The 15,579-nt window shown below is 63.9% G+C and carries 17 protein-coding genes; 5 read left to right on the plus strand and 12 right to left on the minus strand.

Annotated features, from left to right (window positions below):
- Positions 1-58: 58 nt before the first annotated feature.
- The 6 genes from zapE to sdhC all read right to left on the minus strand — a co-directional run bounded on the left by zapE (position 59) and on the right by sdhC (position 5,550).
- The gene (zapE, locus tag PWG15_RS17285; RefSeq protein WP_275021751.1) at positions 59-1,213 is read right to left on the minus strand and encodes a cell division protein ZapE; all 1,155 of its coding nucleotides are present in this window, start codon (positions 1,211-1,213) and stop codon (positions 59-61) included.
- 59 nt (positions 1,214-1,272) lie between these two features.
- Entirely contained in the window at positions 1,273-1,818 is a 546-nt protein-coding gene (locus PWG15_RS17290; RefSeq protein WP_275021752.1) for a protease inhibitor Inh/omp19 family protein, read from the minus strand.
- Between the two features lie 293 nt (positions 1,819-2,111).
- The gene (locus tag PWG15_RS17295; RefSeq protein WP_065374169.1) at positions 2,112-2,891 is read right to left on the minus strand and encodes a succinate dehydrogenase iron-sulfur subunit; all 780 of its coding nucleotides are present in this window, start codon (positions 2,889-2,891) and stop codon (positions 2,112-2,114) included.
- Positions 2,892-2,909: 18 nt separating this feature from the next.
- Positions 2,910-4,751, minus strand: a complete 1,842-nt coding sequence (gene sdhA / locus PWG15_RS17300) for a succinate dehydrogenase flavoprotein subunit (RefSeq protein WP_275021753.1) — start codon at positions 4,749-4,751, stop codon at positions 2,910-2,912.
- 7 nt (positions 4,752-4,758) lie between these two features.
- Positions 4,759-5,139, minus strand: coding sequence for a succinate dehydrogenase, hydrophobic membrane anchor protein (gene sdhD, locus PWG15_RS17305; protein WP_275021754.1), 381 nt, complete (start codon positions 5,137-5,139; stop codon positions 4,759-4,761).
- A gap of 18 nt (positions 5,140-5,157) precedes the next feature.
- Positions 5,158-5,550 carry a succinate dehydrogenase, cytochrome b556 subunit gene (gene sdhC, locus PWG15_RS17310; RefSeq protein WP_275021755.1) on the minus strand — a complete coding sequence of 131 codons (393 nt, stop codon included), beginning with the start codon at positions 5,548-5,550 and terminating at the stop codon, positions 5,158-5,160.
- 305 nt (positions 5,551-5,855) lie between these two features.
- Between sdhC and PWG15_RS17315 the strand changes: the two genes are divergently transcribed.
- Positions 5,856-6,689 (plus strand): hypothetical protein, encoded by an 834-nt coding sequence (locus PWG15_RS17315; RefSeq protein WP_275021756.1) that lies wholly within the window; start codon positions 5,856-5,858, stop codon positions 6,687-6,689.
- On the opposite strand, the gene PWG15_RS17320 is transcribed toward PWG15_RS17315, so the two are convergent.
- The 6 genes from PWG15_RS17320 to tsaD form a co-directional block, all read right to left on the minus strand.
- Positions 6,625-7,014, minus strand: a complete 390-nt coding sequence (locus PWG15_RS17320; protein ID WP_342457043.1) for a DUF1761 domain-containing protein — start codon at positions 7,012-7,014, stop codon at positions 6,625-6,627. The genes PWG15_RS17315 and PWG15_RS17320 overlap by 65 nt on opposite strands.
- A 149-nt stretch (positions 7,015-7,163) precedes the next feature.
- Positions 7,164-7,823, minus strand: a complete 660-nt coding sequence (locus PWG15_RS17325; protein WP_275021757.1) for a class I SAM-dependent methyltransferase — start codon at positions 7,821-7,823, stop codon at positions 7,164-7,166.
- Between the two features lie 45 nt (positions 7,824-7,868).
- Positions 7,869-8,300 carry an EVE domain-containing protein gene (locus PWG15_RS17330; RefSeq protein WP_275021758.1) on the minus strand — a complete coding sequence of 144 codons (432 nt, stop codon included), beginning with the start codon at positions 8,298-8,300 and terminating at the stop codon, positions 7,869-7,871.
- 6 nt (positions 8,301-8,306) lie between these two features.
- Complete coding sequence (locus PWG15_RS17335) at positions 8,307-8,600, minus strand: YciI-like protein (protein ID WP_275021759.1); 294 nt, start codon at positions 8,598-8,600, stop codon at positions 8,307-8,309.
- Positions 8,601-8,666: 66 nt separating this feature from the next.
- Positions 8,667-9,668 (minus strand): NAD(P)H-dependent glycerol-3-phosphate dehydrogenase, encoded by a 1,002-nt coding sequence (locus PWG15_RS17340; protein WP_275021760.1) that lies wholly within the window; start codon positions 9,666-9,668, stop codon positions 8,667-8,669.
- Between the two features lie 25 nt (positions 9,669-9,693).
- On the minus strand, positions 9,694-10,788 hold the full coding sequence (gene tsaD, locus PWG15_RS17345) for a tRNA (adenosine(37)-N6)-threonylcarbamoyltransferase complex transferase subunit TsaD (protein WP_275021761.1): 1,095 nt from the start codon (positions 10,786-10,788) through the stop codon (positions 9,694-9,696).
- A gap of 74 nt (positions 10,789-10,862) precedes the next feature.
- Here tsaD and hemC point away from each other — a divergent pair, with 74 nt between their 5' ends.
- The 4 genes from hemC (at position 10,863) to PWG15_RS17365 (ending at position 15,558) form a co-directional block, all read left to right on the plus strand.
- A complete protein-coding gene (gene hemC / locus PWG15_RS17350; protein WP_275021762.1) occupies positions 10,863-11,792 on the plus strand; it encodes a hydroxymethylbilane synthase in 930 nt (309 codons plus the stop codon).
- A 4-nt stretch (positions 11,793-11,796) separates the two neighbouring features.
- Positions 11,797-12,510, plus strand: a complete 714-nt coding sequence (locus PWG15_RS17355; RefSeq protein ID WP_275021763.1) for a uroporphyrinogen-III synthase — start codon at positions 11,797-11,799, stop codon at positions 12,508-12,510.
- Positions 12,511-12,610: 100 nt separating this feature from the next.
- Positions 12,611-13,900 (plus strand): COG4223 family protein, encoded by a 1,290-nt coding sequence (locus tag PWG15_RS17360; protein ID WP_275021764.1) that lies wholly within the window; start codon positions 12,611-12,613, stop codon positions 13,898-13,900.
- 11 nt (positions 13,901-13,911) lie between these two features.
- The gene (locus tag PWG15_RS17365) at positions 13,912-15,558 is read left to right on the plus strand and encodes a heme biosynthesis protein HemY (RefSeq protein WP_275021765.1); all 1,647 of its coding nucleotides are present in this window, start codon (positions 13,912-13,914) and stop codon (positions 15,556-15,558) included.
- Positions 15,559-15,579: the final 21 nt, after the last annotated feature.

Raw genomic sequence — 15,579 nt, forward strand, 5'->3', positions numbered from 1 at the left:
TCAATCGGTTAGATCATAAAATTCTTACGTAAACGTAAGAATTTACGTCACAACTGCGTCATGAAACAGCACGATTGGCGGGGTGCTCTGCGGCATATTCCTCGCTCTGCATCTCGATCAGACGCGAAACCGTACGGTCGAACTCGAAGCCCTCCGTGCCCTTTTTCTGGGTCAGAAGATCCTGCGGCTCGGCCGCGGCCGAAGCGAACAATCTGGCCCCATTGTCGTAGAGGGTGTCGACCAGGAGGATGAAGCGCTTGGTCTCGTTGCGCATATGCGGGCCGAGATGCGGCACGTGATCGACAAAGATCGTCGAATAGCGCTCGAGAATGGCAAGGTAGTCGGCAGCGCCCAGCGGCTGCTGGCAAAGGTCGGCGAAGGCAAAGCGGGCACTCTTGCCGGATGCCGCCGGCACGGGAATCTTGCGGCCCTTGCGCGGCACTTCGGCCGGGGCAAAGGGGGCATTGCGGGTCTCGCTTGCCCAGGCGCGCGCCATCGCCGCATCCGCCTCCGGGCCGAGCGGTGACAGCCACACCGGGCTGCCGTCGGTCTTCGTCAGCCGGTAATCCGTATCCGTATCCAGCGAGATGACCTCGGCATTCGCCTTGAGCAGATCGATGAAGGGCAGGAACAGGCCGCGGTTGAGACCGTCGCGATAGAGATCGTTCGGCGCCACGTTCGACGTGGCGACGAGCACGCACCCCTTGGCGAAAAGCTCGCCAAAGAGACGCCCGAGGATCATCGCGTCGGCGATGTCGGTGACGGAGAATTCGTCGAAGCAGAGCAGTCGCGCCTCGCCGAAAAGCTCCGAGGCGACGGGCGGGATCGGATCGGCTTGCTTCGTCTCACCGTTCTTCAGCTTCTGGCGATGCTTGTAGATGCGCTCGTGCACATCGGCCATGAATTCATGAAAGTGCGCGCGGCGCTTGCGCTGGATCGGCACCGTATCGAAAAACAGGTCCATCAGCATGGTCTTGCCGCGGCCGACACCCCCATGGATGTAGAGCCCCTTGACCGGAGGGTGATCCTTCTTGCGCGAGGCAAACAGCCAGCCAAGCGCATTGGTCTTGCGCGACGGGCGGCTGGCCAGCAGCTCGGCCGAAAGATGATCGAAGCGCCGCGCAATCGTAAACTGCGCCGGGTCACGCTTGCGCTCGCCGTTCGCAACGAGCGCTTCGAGCTTGCGGTAGATACTGTCGTCAGGATTGAGCACGTCTCACCCGAGAGGAGCCGGAAAACAAAAGCCCGGCGCAAGACCGGGCTGGATAAGCGTCAGCGGCTGAGGCTGACCGGCTGGCCGCCATTGGTCGAGCCGTCGAAACGGGCATCGGCCGTCTTGTAGAGACGAGCGATGGCATTGCCGCTGCGGTCCTTGAGCACCACCTGCTTGCCTGCCACTTCCCAGGAGCCCATGGTCGTCAGCTCGCCGGCGCAGCCACGCGTACCGCCGCGCGAGCCGGAACCGAGATTGGTAAGCGTCAGGAACATGTCGCAGGAACTGCCGGCGCTCGATACGCGCCAGTTGCCGACCATCGATTCCTTGGTGACGTCGAGGCCACCACCCGCCGCTGCAGCGACCTGGGTGCCGGGCTGCTGTACCGTACCGGGGGTCACCGTACCGTTCGTCGGTGCAGCCGGGAATTGTGAGGTGTTGCCGGTCGGCGCCGGAAGTTGGTTCGACGAAACCGAGGGAACCGGTGCAGCCTGGATGGGAGCGGGTGAAGCGTCCTGGGAGCTGAAACCGCCCATCGACGTCCGTTGGCATCCGGTCAGCGCAAGCACAACTGCCAGCCCCGCCGCCGCATGAATAACCCGCATATCCCTACTCCTGTTCGTGTCCGCGAACCATGATGCAACGCGATAATATAGGCCGAAATACAGCAAATCCACCTGACAAATCAAGGGACGACGAATCCTTGCGACCTGTTGCAGGATTGAAACGTCCTGACAGCCCCACCGCAAGACGCCCACTCGGGGCGATCGCCGCCACGCCGCCAATGAGCAGGCCTTGCAATCGTGGCACAATCAAAAATTGTCGATCGCCGTTTATCAAAAAGAAAACGGCGAGCCATGGCCCGCCGTCTTCTGAACTTCGTTTCCAATTCCGCCGGTCAGACGCGGCGTTCGACCAGCATCTTCTTGATTTCGCCGATCGCCTTTGCCGGATTCAGACCCTTCGGACAGGCCTGGGCGCAGTTCATGATCGTGTGGCAGCGGTAGAGGCGGAAGGGGTCCTCGAGATTGTCGAGACGCTCGCCGGTCGCTTCGTCTCTGGAGTCGATCAGCCAGCGATAGGCCTGCAGCAGCACGGCCGGACCGAGGTAGCGGTCGCCGTTCCACCAATAGCTCGGACAGGAGGTCGAGCAGCAGGCGCAGAGAATGCACTCGTAGAGGCCGTCGAGCTTCAGGCGGTCCTCGTGGCTCTGCTTCCATTCCTTCGCCGGCGTCGGCGAAACCGTCTTCAGCCAGGGCTCGATCGAGCGGTGCTGGGCGTAGAAGTTGGTAAGGTCAGGAACCAGATCCTTGACGACGGGCATATGCGGCAGCGGATAGACCTTCACCGCGCCCTTCACCTCGTCCATGCCCTTGGTGCAGGCGAGCGTGTTGGTGCCGTCGATGTTCATGGCGCAGGAGCCGCAGATGCCTTCGCGGCAGGAGCGGCGCAAGGTCAGCGTCGGGTCGATCTTGTTCTTGATGTAGAGCAGACCGTCGAGCACCATCGGGCCGCAATCGTCGACATCGATGTAGAAGGTATCGATGCGCGGATTGGCGCCGTCATCCGGGTTCCAGCGGTAGATGCGGTATTCGCGAACGTTGGTCGCGCCCTGCGGCTTCGGCCAGACCTTGCCTTCCGTCATCTGCGAATTCTTGGGGAGAGCGAGTTCAACCATTTGGCTTGTTCCTCAAGATCAATAGACGCGGGCCTTCGGCTCGATCTTCTTGGGATCGATGCCGTCGGCGATCAGGTCGGTATGAACAGGGCGGTAGTCGAGCTTGACGTCGCCGGCTTCGTTGACCCAGGCAAGCGTGTGCTTGCGCCAGTTGACGTCGTCGCGGCCGCCGAGCGCGCCTTCGGTGAAGTCCTCGCGGGCGTGCGAACCACGGCTCTCCTTGCGCGCTTCGGCGCCGTAGATCGTCGTGATGGCATTGGCCATGAGGTTTTCGAGTTCCAGCGTCTCAACGAGGTCGGAGTTCCAGATCATCGAGCGGTCGGTGACCTTGATGTCGGGCAGTTCCTTCCAGATCGCCGAGATGCGCTTGCAGCCCGATTCCAGCGATTCCTGGGTGCGGAACACGGCCGCGTCTTCCTGCATGGCGCGCTGCATCTTTTCGCGCAGCACCGCCGTCGGCGTCGAGCCATTGGCGTTACGCAGGCGGTCGAAGCGGTCCATGATCCGGTCACAGGCAGCCTTGTTAAGCTCCGGCACCGCCTCGTTGCGGTCGATCACCTGACCGGCGCGGATGGCAGCGGCGCGGCCGAAGACAACGAGGTCGATCAGCGAGTTGGAGCCGAGACGGTTGGCGCCGTGCACCGAGGCGCAGCCGGCTTCGCCGACCGCCATCAGGCCGGGCGCGATGCGCTCCGGGTTTTGGGCGTCGGCGTTCAAGACTTCGCCCCAGTAGTTGGTCGGAACACCGCCCATGTTGTAGTGCACCGTCGGCAGAACCGGGATCGGCTCGCGCGTCACGTCGACGCCGGCGAAGATCTTCGCCGATTCCGAGATGCCCGGCAGGCGTTCGTGCAGCACGGCCGGATCCAGATGATCCAGGTGCAGGAAGATGTGGTCCTTGTTCTTGCCGACGCCGCGGCCTTCGCGGATTTCCATTGTCATGCAGCGCGAAACGACGTCACGCGAGGCGAGATCCTTGGCCGACGGCGCATAGCGCTCCATGAAGCGCTCGCCTTCGGAGTTGACGAGATATCCGCCTTCGCCACGTGCACCTTCGGTGATCAGGCAGCCCGCGCCGTAGATGCCGGTCGGGTGGAACTGGACGAACTCCATGTCCTGCAGTGGCAGGCCGGCGCGCGCGATCATGCCGCCACCGTCGCCGGTGCAGGTGTGCGCCGAGGTCGCCGAGAAATAGGCGCGGCCGTAGCCGCCGGTCGCCAGCACCACCATCTTGGCGGAGAAGCGATGGATCGTGCCGTCGTCGAGGTTCCAGGCAACGACGCCGGTGCAGCGCCCGTCATCCGACATGATCAGGTCGAGCGCGAAGTACTCGATGAAGAACTCGGCATTGTTCTTGAGCGACTGGCCATAGAGCGTGTGCAGGATGGCGTGGCCGGTACGGTCGGCAGCCGCACAGGTGCGCTGCACCGGTGGACCTTCGCCGTAGTTCTGCATGTGGCCGCCGAACGGCCGCTGGTAGATCTTGCCTTCGGCGTTGCGCGAAAACGGCACGCCGTAATGCTCGAGCTCATAGACCGCCTTCGGCGCTTCCATGGCGAGATACTGCATGGCGTCGACGTCGCCGAGCCAGTCGGAACCCTTGACGGTGTCATAGAGGTGCCACTGCCAGCTGTCCGGCGTCATGTTCTGCAGCGATGCGGCGATGCCGCCCTGGGCGGCAACCGTGTGCGAGCGGGTGGGGAAGACCTTGGTGATGCAGGCGGTCTTCAGACCCTGCTCGGCCATGCCGAGGGTCGCGCGCAGACCGGCGCCGCCGGCACCCACGACGACGACGTCGAAGGCGTGGTCGACATATTGATAGGCCTTGCCGTTTGCAGCGGGTGAACTGTTCGATGCCATGGCGAAATTACCCTGCAAAAGCGATCTTCAGGATGGCGAAGAGACAGAGCCCGCCAACCGCGATCGTGAAAAACGTATTGAGCATGAGAAGAGCAATCTTCATGCCTTCGCCATGCACGTAGTCTTCGATGATCACCTGCATGCCGAGCCGCATGTGGATGAGGCCCGAGAGCACGACAAGTGCCATGACGACGGCAACGAAGGGGTTCGCAAGCGCGGCGACGACATCCGCATAGGGCGCGCCGGCGTAGCGAACGAGGAAGATGACGAAGAAGATTAGCAGCGGAACGTTGGCGACCGCCGTCAGGCGCTGGCGCCAGAAGTGATCGGTGCCTTCCTTGGCGGAACCGAGACCGCGGACCTTGCCGAGAGGTGTGCGCATATCCATGGGTGACTTTCCTCTCAGTTAGCGGACGAGATAGCCGACCACCCAGATCAGCAGCGTCAGCGCCACCGAACCGATGATCGTCGCCTTCGCCATCTTGGTGGCGAAGTGCTTCTCGTAGCCGTAGCCGAGATCCCACATGAAATGGCGCAGGCCACCGAGCATGTGGTGCACCAGCGCCCAGGTATAGCCAAAGAGCACCAGCTTGCCGATCAGCGTGCCAAACAGCCAGCTCACCCAGTCGTAGTAGGCCTCACCCGACGCAGCGGCGATCAACCACCAGGCAACGAGGATAGTGCCGAAGTAGAGCGCGCCGCCGGTGATGCGGTGCACAATGGACATCACCATCGTCGGGATCGGCTTATAGATTTGAAGATGCGGCGACAGCGGCCGGCTTCTTGTGACATCCGTCATCGGAACCTCACGGAAATGCCCGGATTTACGCCCTAAAAGTGGACGATTTTAGTCCGGTATCGCACCTGATTGTGCGCAATTCAGTCCTTCGGACCTTTAATCACCATAATGCTTAACGACAAGTGTGTTTGCAGTGCAAAATCAATTTAATCGATTAGACGAATTGCGCCATTTTTCAGCCTGCCGGAGACATGCGCATCCGTTAACGATAGCAGCAAAAAGCCAAGCAATTCCGTGACTTTCCCGCGAAAGTGGGCGAGAGTGATCTTAACCAATTGTTAAGTGTCATCCGGAGGGCGAACAGAATGACTCTGTTCAAGGCAATCCATGCGACCAAAGTGCTGGCGCTCGCCGGCCTGGTCATCGCCACGACCTGCATGCCCCTGGAGGCCCGTGACTGGGGCGGAGCACGCGGCGTTCAGACGCGAACCAACCATGTCCGCATGTATCAAGGTCACCCGGGGCGCGGCTTCGAGTTCGGCGGCATGAGCTACCGCAACGGCTGGAACCGCAATCGCATCCCCCGTCGTGACTGGGCGGGCAACAATGGTCCACCGGAAGTGAACACCCGCACCCGGCACGTTCGCTTCCCCCGATATCGCCCCTATCCCGGCCCCTACGCTGGACGCTGGGAGCATCGCGGCGGATGGGTCCGTGACAGGGCAGGCAACGACATCTGGACATCGGGGGGCCGTCGCCACGGTGGTCGCACGGACATCGCCAACGGACTGCCGGGAGTCGAGACACGCACGCGGCATGTTCGCCTCCCGCAGTATCGCCCCTATGCCGGCCCCTATGTCGAACGCTGGGGAAGCGGCGGCGGATGGGTTCGCGACAGGGCCGGCCGCGAGATCTGGACATCCGGTGGACAGCGCCGCAACTATCGCCAGGGCTACTATGGCGATGACGGGTTTCCGGACAGCATTCCGGGCCTCGGCGCCTATGGCGGCGGCATATCCGCCTATATCGACCTCGGCAACGGCATCTATTTCAACCAGGAAGGCGACTACGGCTATGCCGACGAGGGGCAGTCCGAAGCGCCGCCGCAAAACAAACGCGGCAAGATCATCAATGTCACGCCGCAGACGATGAACGGCTCCTGCACTTACGAACACGGCGTCTGCGTGATCCGGCGTTAGTCACGGCGCTGCCGGCCGGATCGCCCGACGCGCCCATGGCGCCGATGATCGCGCCCATTGCCAGCAACGCCAAGAGCCAGTGTCCGCCGTCGATCAGCGACAGGTCCCAGCCGAAGCCGTGGTTGGCGACGAGCATCGTCGCGATGAAGCCGAGCCAGAGGAAGAAGGCCGAGACGACGCCGTTGGCGAGCGCGACCGCGCCCGGCCCCAAATGCCTAACGACACCGGCGACCATGGTCGCCATCACCAATTCCGACACGAAGGAGGTGGCAAAGAGAACCGGCGACATTTTCGTCGCCGCGGGATCGATGCGCGCAGCCTTCATCCAGGGTTTGCCGAGAAGGCCTTAGTAGATCGCGCCGATGACGAACGCCGTGATCGCGGCGATCAGCACCGCCGGATAGTTCATACCCGTAAATGCCATGTTCATTCCCCCCGCTCTTGTGGGAATTGGGATCGAAGGCCTTTGGGCAGTCAATCGCCTGCAACAGTGCCGAAGCGCCAGACGGTCGTGCGCTTGACTTCGCTGTCTTCCAGCGCCCGGGTCACGGGGACTTCGTAGCTGGCAAGGGCCGTCATTATCTCGCGCGGGCAATAGGAGCGCCCGGGATCGCCGACGATCACCGTCGCCCCCTTGGCCACCAGGTCAAAAAACCACGGCTTCAATTGATCGGCAAAGGCCTTGTCGTAAAAGACGTCGCCGGCGAGATAGACATCGGCCTCAAGATCGCGGCCGGTCACATCCTCGCCCGTATAGGAAAGAGCGACCCCATTGAGGTCGGCATTGAGCCGGACCGCCGTTTCCGCCCAGGGATCGATATCGGCGGCAAGTACCGATGCCGCCCCCGCCTTCATCGCGGCGATTGCCACGAGACCGGAGCCGGAGGCGAAGTCGACGACCTGTCTGCCGCGCACCATCTCGGGATGATCAAGGATATAGCGGGCAAGCCCTTGCCCGCCGGCCCAGGCAAAAGCCCAGAACGGCGGCGGCAGGCCGATCTCCTGCAATTCTTCCTCCGTCTTCAGCCAGAGCTCATGCGCCTCGGTCGCCAGATGCAGGCGGATTTCCGGCACATGTGGCGGCGAGAGCACGTCAGTGTTTTCGAGGATGAAGCTTTCCGGATCGGTCTTCACGAAATTCTCCGCGCCTGCCCGAAGGTCCAGGCGCCACTCGGACCGCTAGCGCGGCGGATTGTCGAGCCCGCCCATACGGCAGACTTCGATCCACTCGTCCTCGGTCACCGGCTGCACCGACAGGCGCATGGAGGTGACGAGCGACATCTTGGCGAGCTTCGGATTGTCCTTGATCTCCTTCAGCGTCACCGGGCGCGGCATGTCGGCCACGGCGCGGATATCGACGCAGTCCCAGCGGGCGTCACCCTCGGCGGTCGAATCCGGATGGGAGAGAGCGCAGACCTCGGTGATGCCGACGATCTCCAGGCCTTCGTTCGAGTGGTAGAAGAAGCCCTTGTCGCCGATCTGCATCGACCGCATGTTGTTGCGCGCCAGATAGTTGCGCACGCCGGTCCATTCGGTGCCCTTGGCACCAGCGTCCTTCTGCATCTGCCAGGACCACTTGAACGGTTCGGATTTGTAGAGCCAATGCGCCATCGCGTCTCAGGCCTCCGGATTGTTGAAGACCCAGTTGAAGGCCTTGATCTCGACATTGGAGAAAAGACCCGCCTTGGCATAGGGATCCGCTCCGGCGAAAGCACGGGCCTCGTCCATGGTCTCGGCCTTGACGATCACCAGGCTGCCGGTCGGCTTGCCATCATCGCCGAGAAACGGCCCTGCCATCTTGAGGATACCCTTGGCATTGAGATCGTTAAGATATGCGACATGATCGGGGCGCGTATCGAGCCGGAGCTGCAGGGCGCCTGGCTTGTCGGTGCAATGAAGTGCGAAGAGCATGCTTCCTCCTGAAGTTGTCGTTTGGCACGGAATGCGAGCGCAGACCGCATTAATCCCGCTGCCTCTTCATTCCTGGGTGATCGGGCGTGTCATCAATTGTTCAAGTGCGGTGCGAACATCGAGCTTGCCATCGATGATCGCGGCCACCGCTTCGGTGATCGGCATTTCAACGCCGAGATCATGGGCAACGCGCGCGGCGACGGAAGCCGCAAAGGCGCCTTCGACCAGCTCGCCCTTGCGCCCATCGGCGCGGCCGTTCTGGCCGAGCGCGATGCCGAAGCGCAGGTTGCGCGACTGGTGGCTGGTGGCCGTGAGCACGAGATCGCCGAGGCCCGAGAGACCACGCACCGTATCGGCCTCACCACCCTCCGCGACAATGAAGCGAGACATCTCTGCAAGGCCACGCGAGATCAGCGCGGCGCGGGCGCTGTCGCCGAGACCGGCCCCCTCGACGATGCCGCAGGCAATTGCCAGCACGTTCTTGAGCGCACCACCGAGCTGCACGCCGATACGATCGTGCGACGGGTAGAGGCGGAAGGTCGGGCCGGAAAGCACCTCGGCAAGCATCGTCGCGGTCTCCGCATCGGCCGCGGCGACCACCATGGCGGTCGGCAGCCCCTTGGCGATATCGGCGGCAAAACCAGGGCCGGAGAGCACACCGATCGCATGGCCGGGCAGTTCCTCCGCCAGCACGTCGGTCAGCAGCCGACCGGTCGCCTGCTCCATGCCCTTGGCGCAGGTGACGATCGTAGCGTCAGCATTGATCTGCGGGCCATATTGCCGTGCTGCATCGCGATGCGCCTGGGATGGCATGGCAAAAAGCACGACTTCGGCATCGGTGAGAACCGAGACATCAGCCGTATGTTTCAGCCTCGGGGGCAGGTCGATGCCCGGCAGGGCATCCTCGTTGCGACCCGTATTGCGGCACGCTTCGGCGATCTCCTGGCGGCGGGCAAGCAGCGTCACGTCGCTGCCTTCGGCGGAAGCCGCGACTGCAGCCAGGGCGGTACCGAAGGCGCCAGCGCCGACCACGACGATTTTCGGCCCGATCTTGGAGGTGTCGTTCATTCCTCTATCCGTCATATTCTGGCGATCATGCCTTGGCGCCGCGCTTGCCGGAGCCCAGCAGTGCCTGCGCTTGCGCGTCGAGCGGCCAGCGCGAGCGCGGCGCGACATCGAGGCCATCGGCGGCCATGCCCGCCGCCAGCCGTTCGGCACCGGCCCAGGCGATCATCGCCGCGTTGTCGGTGCAGAGCGAAAGCGGCGGTGCGATGAACTCGAAGCCTGACTGCGCGCACAAGGTCTGCAGCGTCGAACGCAGCACCTGGTTGGCCGCAACGCCACCGGCAACCACCAAAGCAGGGCGCGCCACGCCGGCGTGTTCCGCCTTGAAGCGCTTCAGCCCGCGACCGACGCGATCCTTCAGCGTGCGCGAGATCGCCCGTTGGAAGGAGGCGCAGATATCGGCGATATCCTGCTCCGTCACCGGCTCCAGTGATTGCGCCGCCTGACGCACCGCCGTCTTCAGCCCCGAAAACGAGAAATCAAGCCGGGCATCGCCGACGAGCGGGCGTGGAAAATCGAAACGCTGCGGATCGCCGGCGAGCGCCGCACGCTCCACCGCCGGGCCACCCGGATAGGGAAGACCGAGCAGCTTCGCCGTCTTGTCGAAGGCCTCGCCGAGAGCATCGTCGATCGTCGTGCCCCAGCGTTCGTATTCGCCAACACCCTTGACGAGGATGAGCTGCGTATGGCCGCCGGAAACGAGCAGCATCAAGTAAGGAAAGGAAAGCCCGTCGGTCAGCCGCGCCGTCAACGCGTGGCCTTCGAGATGGTTGACGGCATAGAGCGGTTTGCCGGTTGCCCGCGCGATCGCCTTGCCGGTCATCAAGCCGACAATCAGCCCCCCGATCAGACCGGGACCACTTGTCGCAGCTATGGCATCGATGTCGGAAAGCGTCACGTCGGCGCGCAAGAGCGCCTCCTCGATCAGCGTATCGAGCGCCTCGACATGGGCGCGCGCCGCGATCTCCGGAACCACGCCGCCATAGGCGCTATGCTCTTCCAGCTGGCTGAGAACAACGTCGCCAAGAATGTGGCCCTTGCCGTCGGAATCGCGCAAAATGACGGAAGCGGCGGTTTCGTCGCAGCTTGTTTCTATGCCGAGGATGCGCAGGGGCGGAGACATCAGGAACTACTCAAAGATTGCGGTCGCACCGAAAGGTGGGTACACGGAACTCCGGTAACAATGGATAGCCTTTGATGCAAACAAAACCTTTCCGGATCGGCACGCGCGGCAGCCCGCTGGCGCTCGCCCAGGCCCATGAAACGCGCGATCGTCTCGCAGCGGCGCATGGTCTGGCGCCGGAAATGTTCGAGGTGATCATCCTCTCGACCAAGGGCGACCGGATCACCGACCGCTCGCTTGCCGAGATCGGCGGCAAGGGCCTGTTCACCGAAGAGATCGAGCAGCAGTTGCTCTCGGGCGAGCTCGATTTCGCCGTGCATTCATCCAAGGACATGCCGACGAAGCTGCCCGATGGGCTCTGTCTTTCCGCCTTCCTGCCGCGCGAGGATATCCGCGACGCCTTCATCGGCCGCACGGCGCGCAAGCTGATGGAACTGCCTGAAGGCGTGACCGTCGGTTCATCGTCGCTGCGTCGCCAGGCGCTGATCCGCCGGCTTCGCCCGGATATCAATGTCATTACCTATCGCGGCCAGGTGGAAACGCGGCTGAGAAAACTCGCCGAGGGCCAGGTGGATGCGACGCTGCTCGCCTATGCCGGGCTGAAGCGGCTCGGCATGACCGACGTTCCGACCGAACTGCTCGACCCTACGGATTTCCCCCCCGCCCCGGCACAGGGCGCGATCTGCATCGAAAGCCGGATCGGCGACCGCCGCATCAACGATCTGCTTGCCGCCATCGACGATCCGCGCACCCACGAAGCCGTCACCTGCGAGCGCGGCTTCCTTGCGACCCTCGACGGCTCCTGCCGCACGCCGATTGCCGGTCTCGCGACGTCGGATGGCACCCATCTCAATTTTTCCGGCATGATCCTCACGCCCGATGGCCAGACGTACCATCGCGTCACGATCGAAGGCAGGACCACCGACGCCGAAGCGCTCGGCAAGAAGGCAGGCGAGGAGATCCGCGCCAAGGCCGGCCCTGGCTTCTTTGCAAGCTGGACCTGAGCCGATGCGCGTGCTCGTCACCCGGCCGCTTCCCGCCGCCGAGTCGACGGCACGGCGGCTGGAGGCTGTCGGCCACCAGCCGGTCCTCCTGCCATTGATGCAGGCCACGCATCTCCCGGCCGCCGCCAACGCAGCACTGAAGATGCCATATGCGGCCACGATCCTGACCAGTGCCGAAACCGTCCGGGTTCTGGCATCACTCAACGGCAGCCCGACAGATCACTTGGCGATCCCGTGCTTCTGCGTTGGCGAGGCGACCGCGCGGGCCGCAGAAGATCTCGGCTTTGCCGATATCCGCGTCGGTAACGGAACCGGCGAAGCTCTGGCCGCGCTCATCGCCGCGACCATCGGAACTCGGGCAAAACGGCCGCTCCTCTATCTGACAGGAACGCCGCGCTCCGAAGGGCTGGAAAGCGCGCTTAGGCAGAGCGGCATCGATCACGAAGCGGTGGAATGCTATCGCATGGAACCCATCGCCCACTCCGCTGGCGCCTTGCAGGACGCCACCCGGACTGGGCCATTCGGCGCCGTTCTACTCTACTCCCGTGAAACGGCCAGCCGGCTCGCAATCCTCCTGTCCGAGAGTGGCATCAGCGCTCCCTCCTTCGCTTCGCGCTACCTTTGCCTCAGCGCTGCGATCGCCGATGCGCTGCCGCACGACGCGATGCGGGAGGTTGCCGCAAGGCCCGACGAAGAAAGCCTTTTCAGCATCCTCTAATGCCGAATTCAACCAAAATTGGAACGAAGGGGCTTTCCCTCGTCGTTTGGGCTGACTAGGTTTGAGAAGAGCCGACAGGAACCAACGGTAAGAGGTCACCATGGTATCGGAAAACCCGCCGCGCCGCTCGAAGTCCGAGAAGGAACCGCTGACGATCGACCTCGAAGCGGAAAAAACAGTTGTGGAACCGGAGAAGGAAGAAGCAAGCCGCGAGACGATAACGGACCCCGCGGCAACGCGCATCGAAGTCGACGCAACGTCGGATGAAGCAGCGGTCGACAGCGGTGACGACAGCGCTGCAGGCTCCCGCCTTGAGGAGGAAATCGAGGAGCAGCGCGCGGATGCGGCGGCCGATGCTGCCGCGGCTGCTTTCGCCGAAGAGCCACCACATGTCGTGACGCGTGATCCCGAGCCAACGCCGCGGCAAAAGCCGGTCTCCAGCTCCGGCGCACTTGCTGCCGGCATCGTCGGCGGCCTCGTCACGCTGCTCGGGTTCGGCGGTCTGCAATATGCGGGCTTCATCCCGGCGCTTGGACCCGATCGCAGCGCCGGCGTCGGACAATCCGTGTCCGAGGAGCTGCAGGCACTGCGCGATCAGATCGCAGCACTGCCCACGCCCGCCGCAGTCGTCGACAATACCGCGCTCGAAGGCCGCATCGCTGCTCTCGAACAATCCGCCTCTCAACCGGGCACGAACGGCGCGCCGAGCGCCGAGGTCGAACCGCTGAAGGCGCAGATCGACACCCTCACCAAGGAACTTGCAGGACTGAAGACGGCACTTGCCGACGCCCAACAGGCGGCGACAACAGAGAAGGCGGAACTGACGAGCCGCATCGAATCCGCCGAGCAGAAGCTGAACGAGCCGGTCAACGACATCCAGATGGCAAGGGCGGTCGCGGTCACCGCGCTGAAGTCGGCAATCGATCGCGGCGGCCCCTTCCTTGCCGAACTGGACGCGCTGCGTAGCATCGCACCGGACGAACAGGCCGTCGCCGCCCTGGCCCAGGATGCACAGGTCGGCGTCCCGACCCGCACCGATCTGCGCCGCGAGTTCCCCGATACCGCCGACGCCATGCTCGACGCCCTCAATCAACCCGATCCGAACGAGGGCATCTTCGACCGGCTGGTGTCCAGCGCCATGTCCGGCATTCGCGTACGCCCTGTCGGCAGCGTCGAAGGCGAGACACCGGAAGCCATCATCGCCCGCATCGAGGACAAGCTGAACAATGGCGATCTCAAGGGCGCGGCACTGGAATGGGAGGGCTTGCCGGCCGCCGCCAAGCCGGTAGGCGAGGCCTTCAAGGCCAAGCTCGACCAGCGCCTGCGCGTCGAAGGCGTGATCGATGCCGCCGTCGCCGCGACAATGGCAAAGCCAGGCACAGAGGGCTGAGGGGACCAGACATGATCCGCATTCTGATTTTCATCCTGATCGTGCTTGGTCTCGGCCTCGGCTTCGCGTGGCTCGCGGACCGACCGGGTGAACTTTCGCTCATCTGGCAGGGGCAGCTCGTCGAGATGAGCCTGATGCGCGCCGCATCGCTGCTGATCTCGTTGATCGCGGCTGTGCTGATCGCCGTCTGGCTGGTGCGCACCATCTGGCTCTCGCCCCACACGGTCACCCGCTATTTCCGCGCCCGCAAGCGCGACCGGGGCTACCAGGCGCTTTCGACCGGCCTGATCGCCGCCGGTGCCGGCGACGCCAACCTCGCTCGCAAGATGACCGCCCGCACCCGTGGATTGATCAGCGCCGACCAGGAGCCGCTGATCCACCTGCTCGAGGCCCAGACAGCGCTCATCGAAGGCAAGTATGACGACGCGCGCCGCAAGTTCGAGCTGATGGCCGACGATCCGGAGACCCGCGAGCTCGGGCTGCGTGGCCTCTATCTCGAAGCCAAGCGTCTCGGCGCCCATGAGGCCGCCCGGCAATATGCCGAACGCGCCGCCGAGAAGGCACCGCACCTGCCCTGGGCCGCGCTCGCGACGCTCGACAGCCAGAGCCAGGCCGGGCAGTGGGACGACGCTCTGCGTCTTCTCGACCAGAGCCGTGCTGCCCATGTGGTCGACCGCAAGGAGGCGGATCGCAAGAAGGCCGTGCTTTTGACCGCCCGGGCCATCACCAAGCTCGACGGCGACATGAAGGCGGCACGCGACGATGCGCTCGCCGCGCTGAAGCTCGACGAACATCTGGTGCCGGCCGCGCTGACCGCCGCCAAGGCGTTGTTTCGCGAGGACAACCTGCGCAAGGGGACTTCGATCCTCGAGAAGAACTGGAAGCACGAGCCGCACCCGGACGTGGCGCGGCTCTATGTGCGCGCCCGTGGCGGCGACACCGCTGTCGACCGTCTGAAGCGGGCGCGCAAGCTTGAAGCCTTGAGGCCCAACAATGCCGTGGCCATGGCCGCCGTCGCCGAAGCCGCGCTCGAGGCGCGCGAACTGCTTCTGGCCCGCACCAAGGCGGAAGCTGCCGCGAGACTCGATCCGACCGAGAGCGTCTTCCTGCTGCTCGCCGATATCGAAGAGGCAGATACCGGCGACGAGGGCCGCATCCGCCACTGGATGGCGCAGGCGCTGCGTAGCCCGCGGGATCCGGCCTGGACTGCCGACGGCGTGACGTCGCCGACCTGGCTGCCGGTCTCGCCGGTCAGCGGACGGCTCGATGCGTTCGAATGGCAGGCGCCGCCGCATACGCTTTCGGCGACCGTCGACCACGACCAATCCACCGCCGATGAGGCGATCCGTAGCCTGCCGCCGGTGACGGTGGAGCCACATGCACATGAACCGGCACCCGCAGCCCGCCGCAGCGAAGCGCCCGTCATCCTCGAGGCCGAGGAGCCGCGCCCGGAACCACAGCCGATCAAGGTGACGGAGCGGAAAGCGCCCGAACCGATTGCCGACAAGACTCCGGTGAAGAGGACGGCGAAGGAAGAGGCTGCCAACGGCGAGCATATGCCTGATCCCTTCTTCGGCCGCCCGCCGGACGATCCCGGCGTGCGCGATCCAGCCACCGGCGAGAAGGCGCCGGAAAAGGCCAGTTTCCGATTGTTCTGAATTCTCAAGGGGCTGTGGCAA

This window comes from Ensifer adhaerens, assembly GCF_028993555.1.
GTDB classification, from domain to species: Bacteria; Pseudomonadota; Alphaproteobacteria; order Rhizobiales; family Rhizobiaceae; genus Ensifer; species Ensifer adhaerens_I.

Coding starts and splice junctions, on each gene's coding strand:
- PWG15_RS17355 (WP_275021763.1), top strand. CDS start 11,797: ATGCGCGTGCTCGTCACCCGGCCGCTTCCCGCCGCCGAGTCGACGGCA.
- sdhD (WP_275021754.1), bottom strand. CDS start 5,139: ATGGATATGCGCACACCTCTCGGCAAGGTCCGCGGTCTCGGTTCCGCC.
- PWG15_RS17335 (WP_275021759.1), bottom strand. CDS start 8,600: ATGCTCTTCGCACTTCATTGCACCGACAAGCCAGGCGCCCTGCAGCTC.
- sdhA (WP_275021753.1), bottom strand. CDS start 4,751: ATGGCATCGAACAGTTCACCCGCTGCAAACGGCAAGGCCTATCAATAT.
- PWG15_RS17330 (WP_275021758.1), bottom strand. CDS start 8,300: ATGGCGCATTGGCTCTACAAATCCGAACCGTTCAAGTGGTCCTGGCAG.
- tsaD (WP_275021761.1), bottom strand. CDS start 10,788: ATGTCTCCGCCCCTGCGCATCCTCGGCATAGAAACAAGCTGCGACGAA.
- PWG15_RS17295 (WP_065374169.1), bottom strand. CDS start 2,891: ATGGTTGAACTCGCTCTCCCCAAGAATTCGCAGATGACGGAAGGCAAG.
- PWG15_RS17340 (WP_275021760.1), bottom strand. CDS start 9,668: ATGAACGACACCTCCAAGATCGGGCCGAAAATCGTCGTGGTCGGCGCT.
- hemC (WP_275021762.1), top strand. CDS start 10,863: ATGCAAACAAAACCTTTCCGGATCGGCACGCGCGGCAGCCCGCTGGCG.
- PWG15_RS17365 (WP_275021765.1), top strand. CDS start 13,912: ATGATCCGCATTCTGATTTTCATCCTGATCGTGCTTGGTCTCGGCCTC.
- sdhC (WP_275021755.1), bottom strand. CDS start 5,550: ATGACGGATGTCACAAGAAGCCGGCCGCTGTCGCCGCATCTTCAAATC.
- PWG15_RS17290 (WP_275021752.1), bottom strand. CDS start 1,818: ATGCGGGTTATTCATGCGGCGGCGGGGCTGGCAGTTGTGCTTGCGCTG.
- PWG15_RS17320 (WP_342457043.1), bottom strand. CDS start 7,014: ATGAAGGCTGCGCGCATCGATCCCGCGGCGACGAAAATGTCGCCGGTT.
- PWG15_RS17315 (WP_275021756.1), top strand. CDS start 5,856: ATGACTCTGTTCAAGGCAATCCATGCGACCAAAGTGCTGGCGCTCGCC.
- PWG15_RS17360 (WP_275021764.1), top strand. CDS start 12,611: ATGGTATCGGAAAACCCGCCGCGCCGCTCGAAGTCCGAGAAGGAACCG.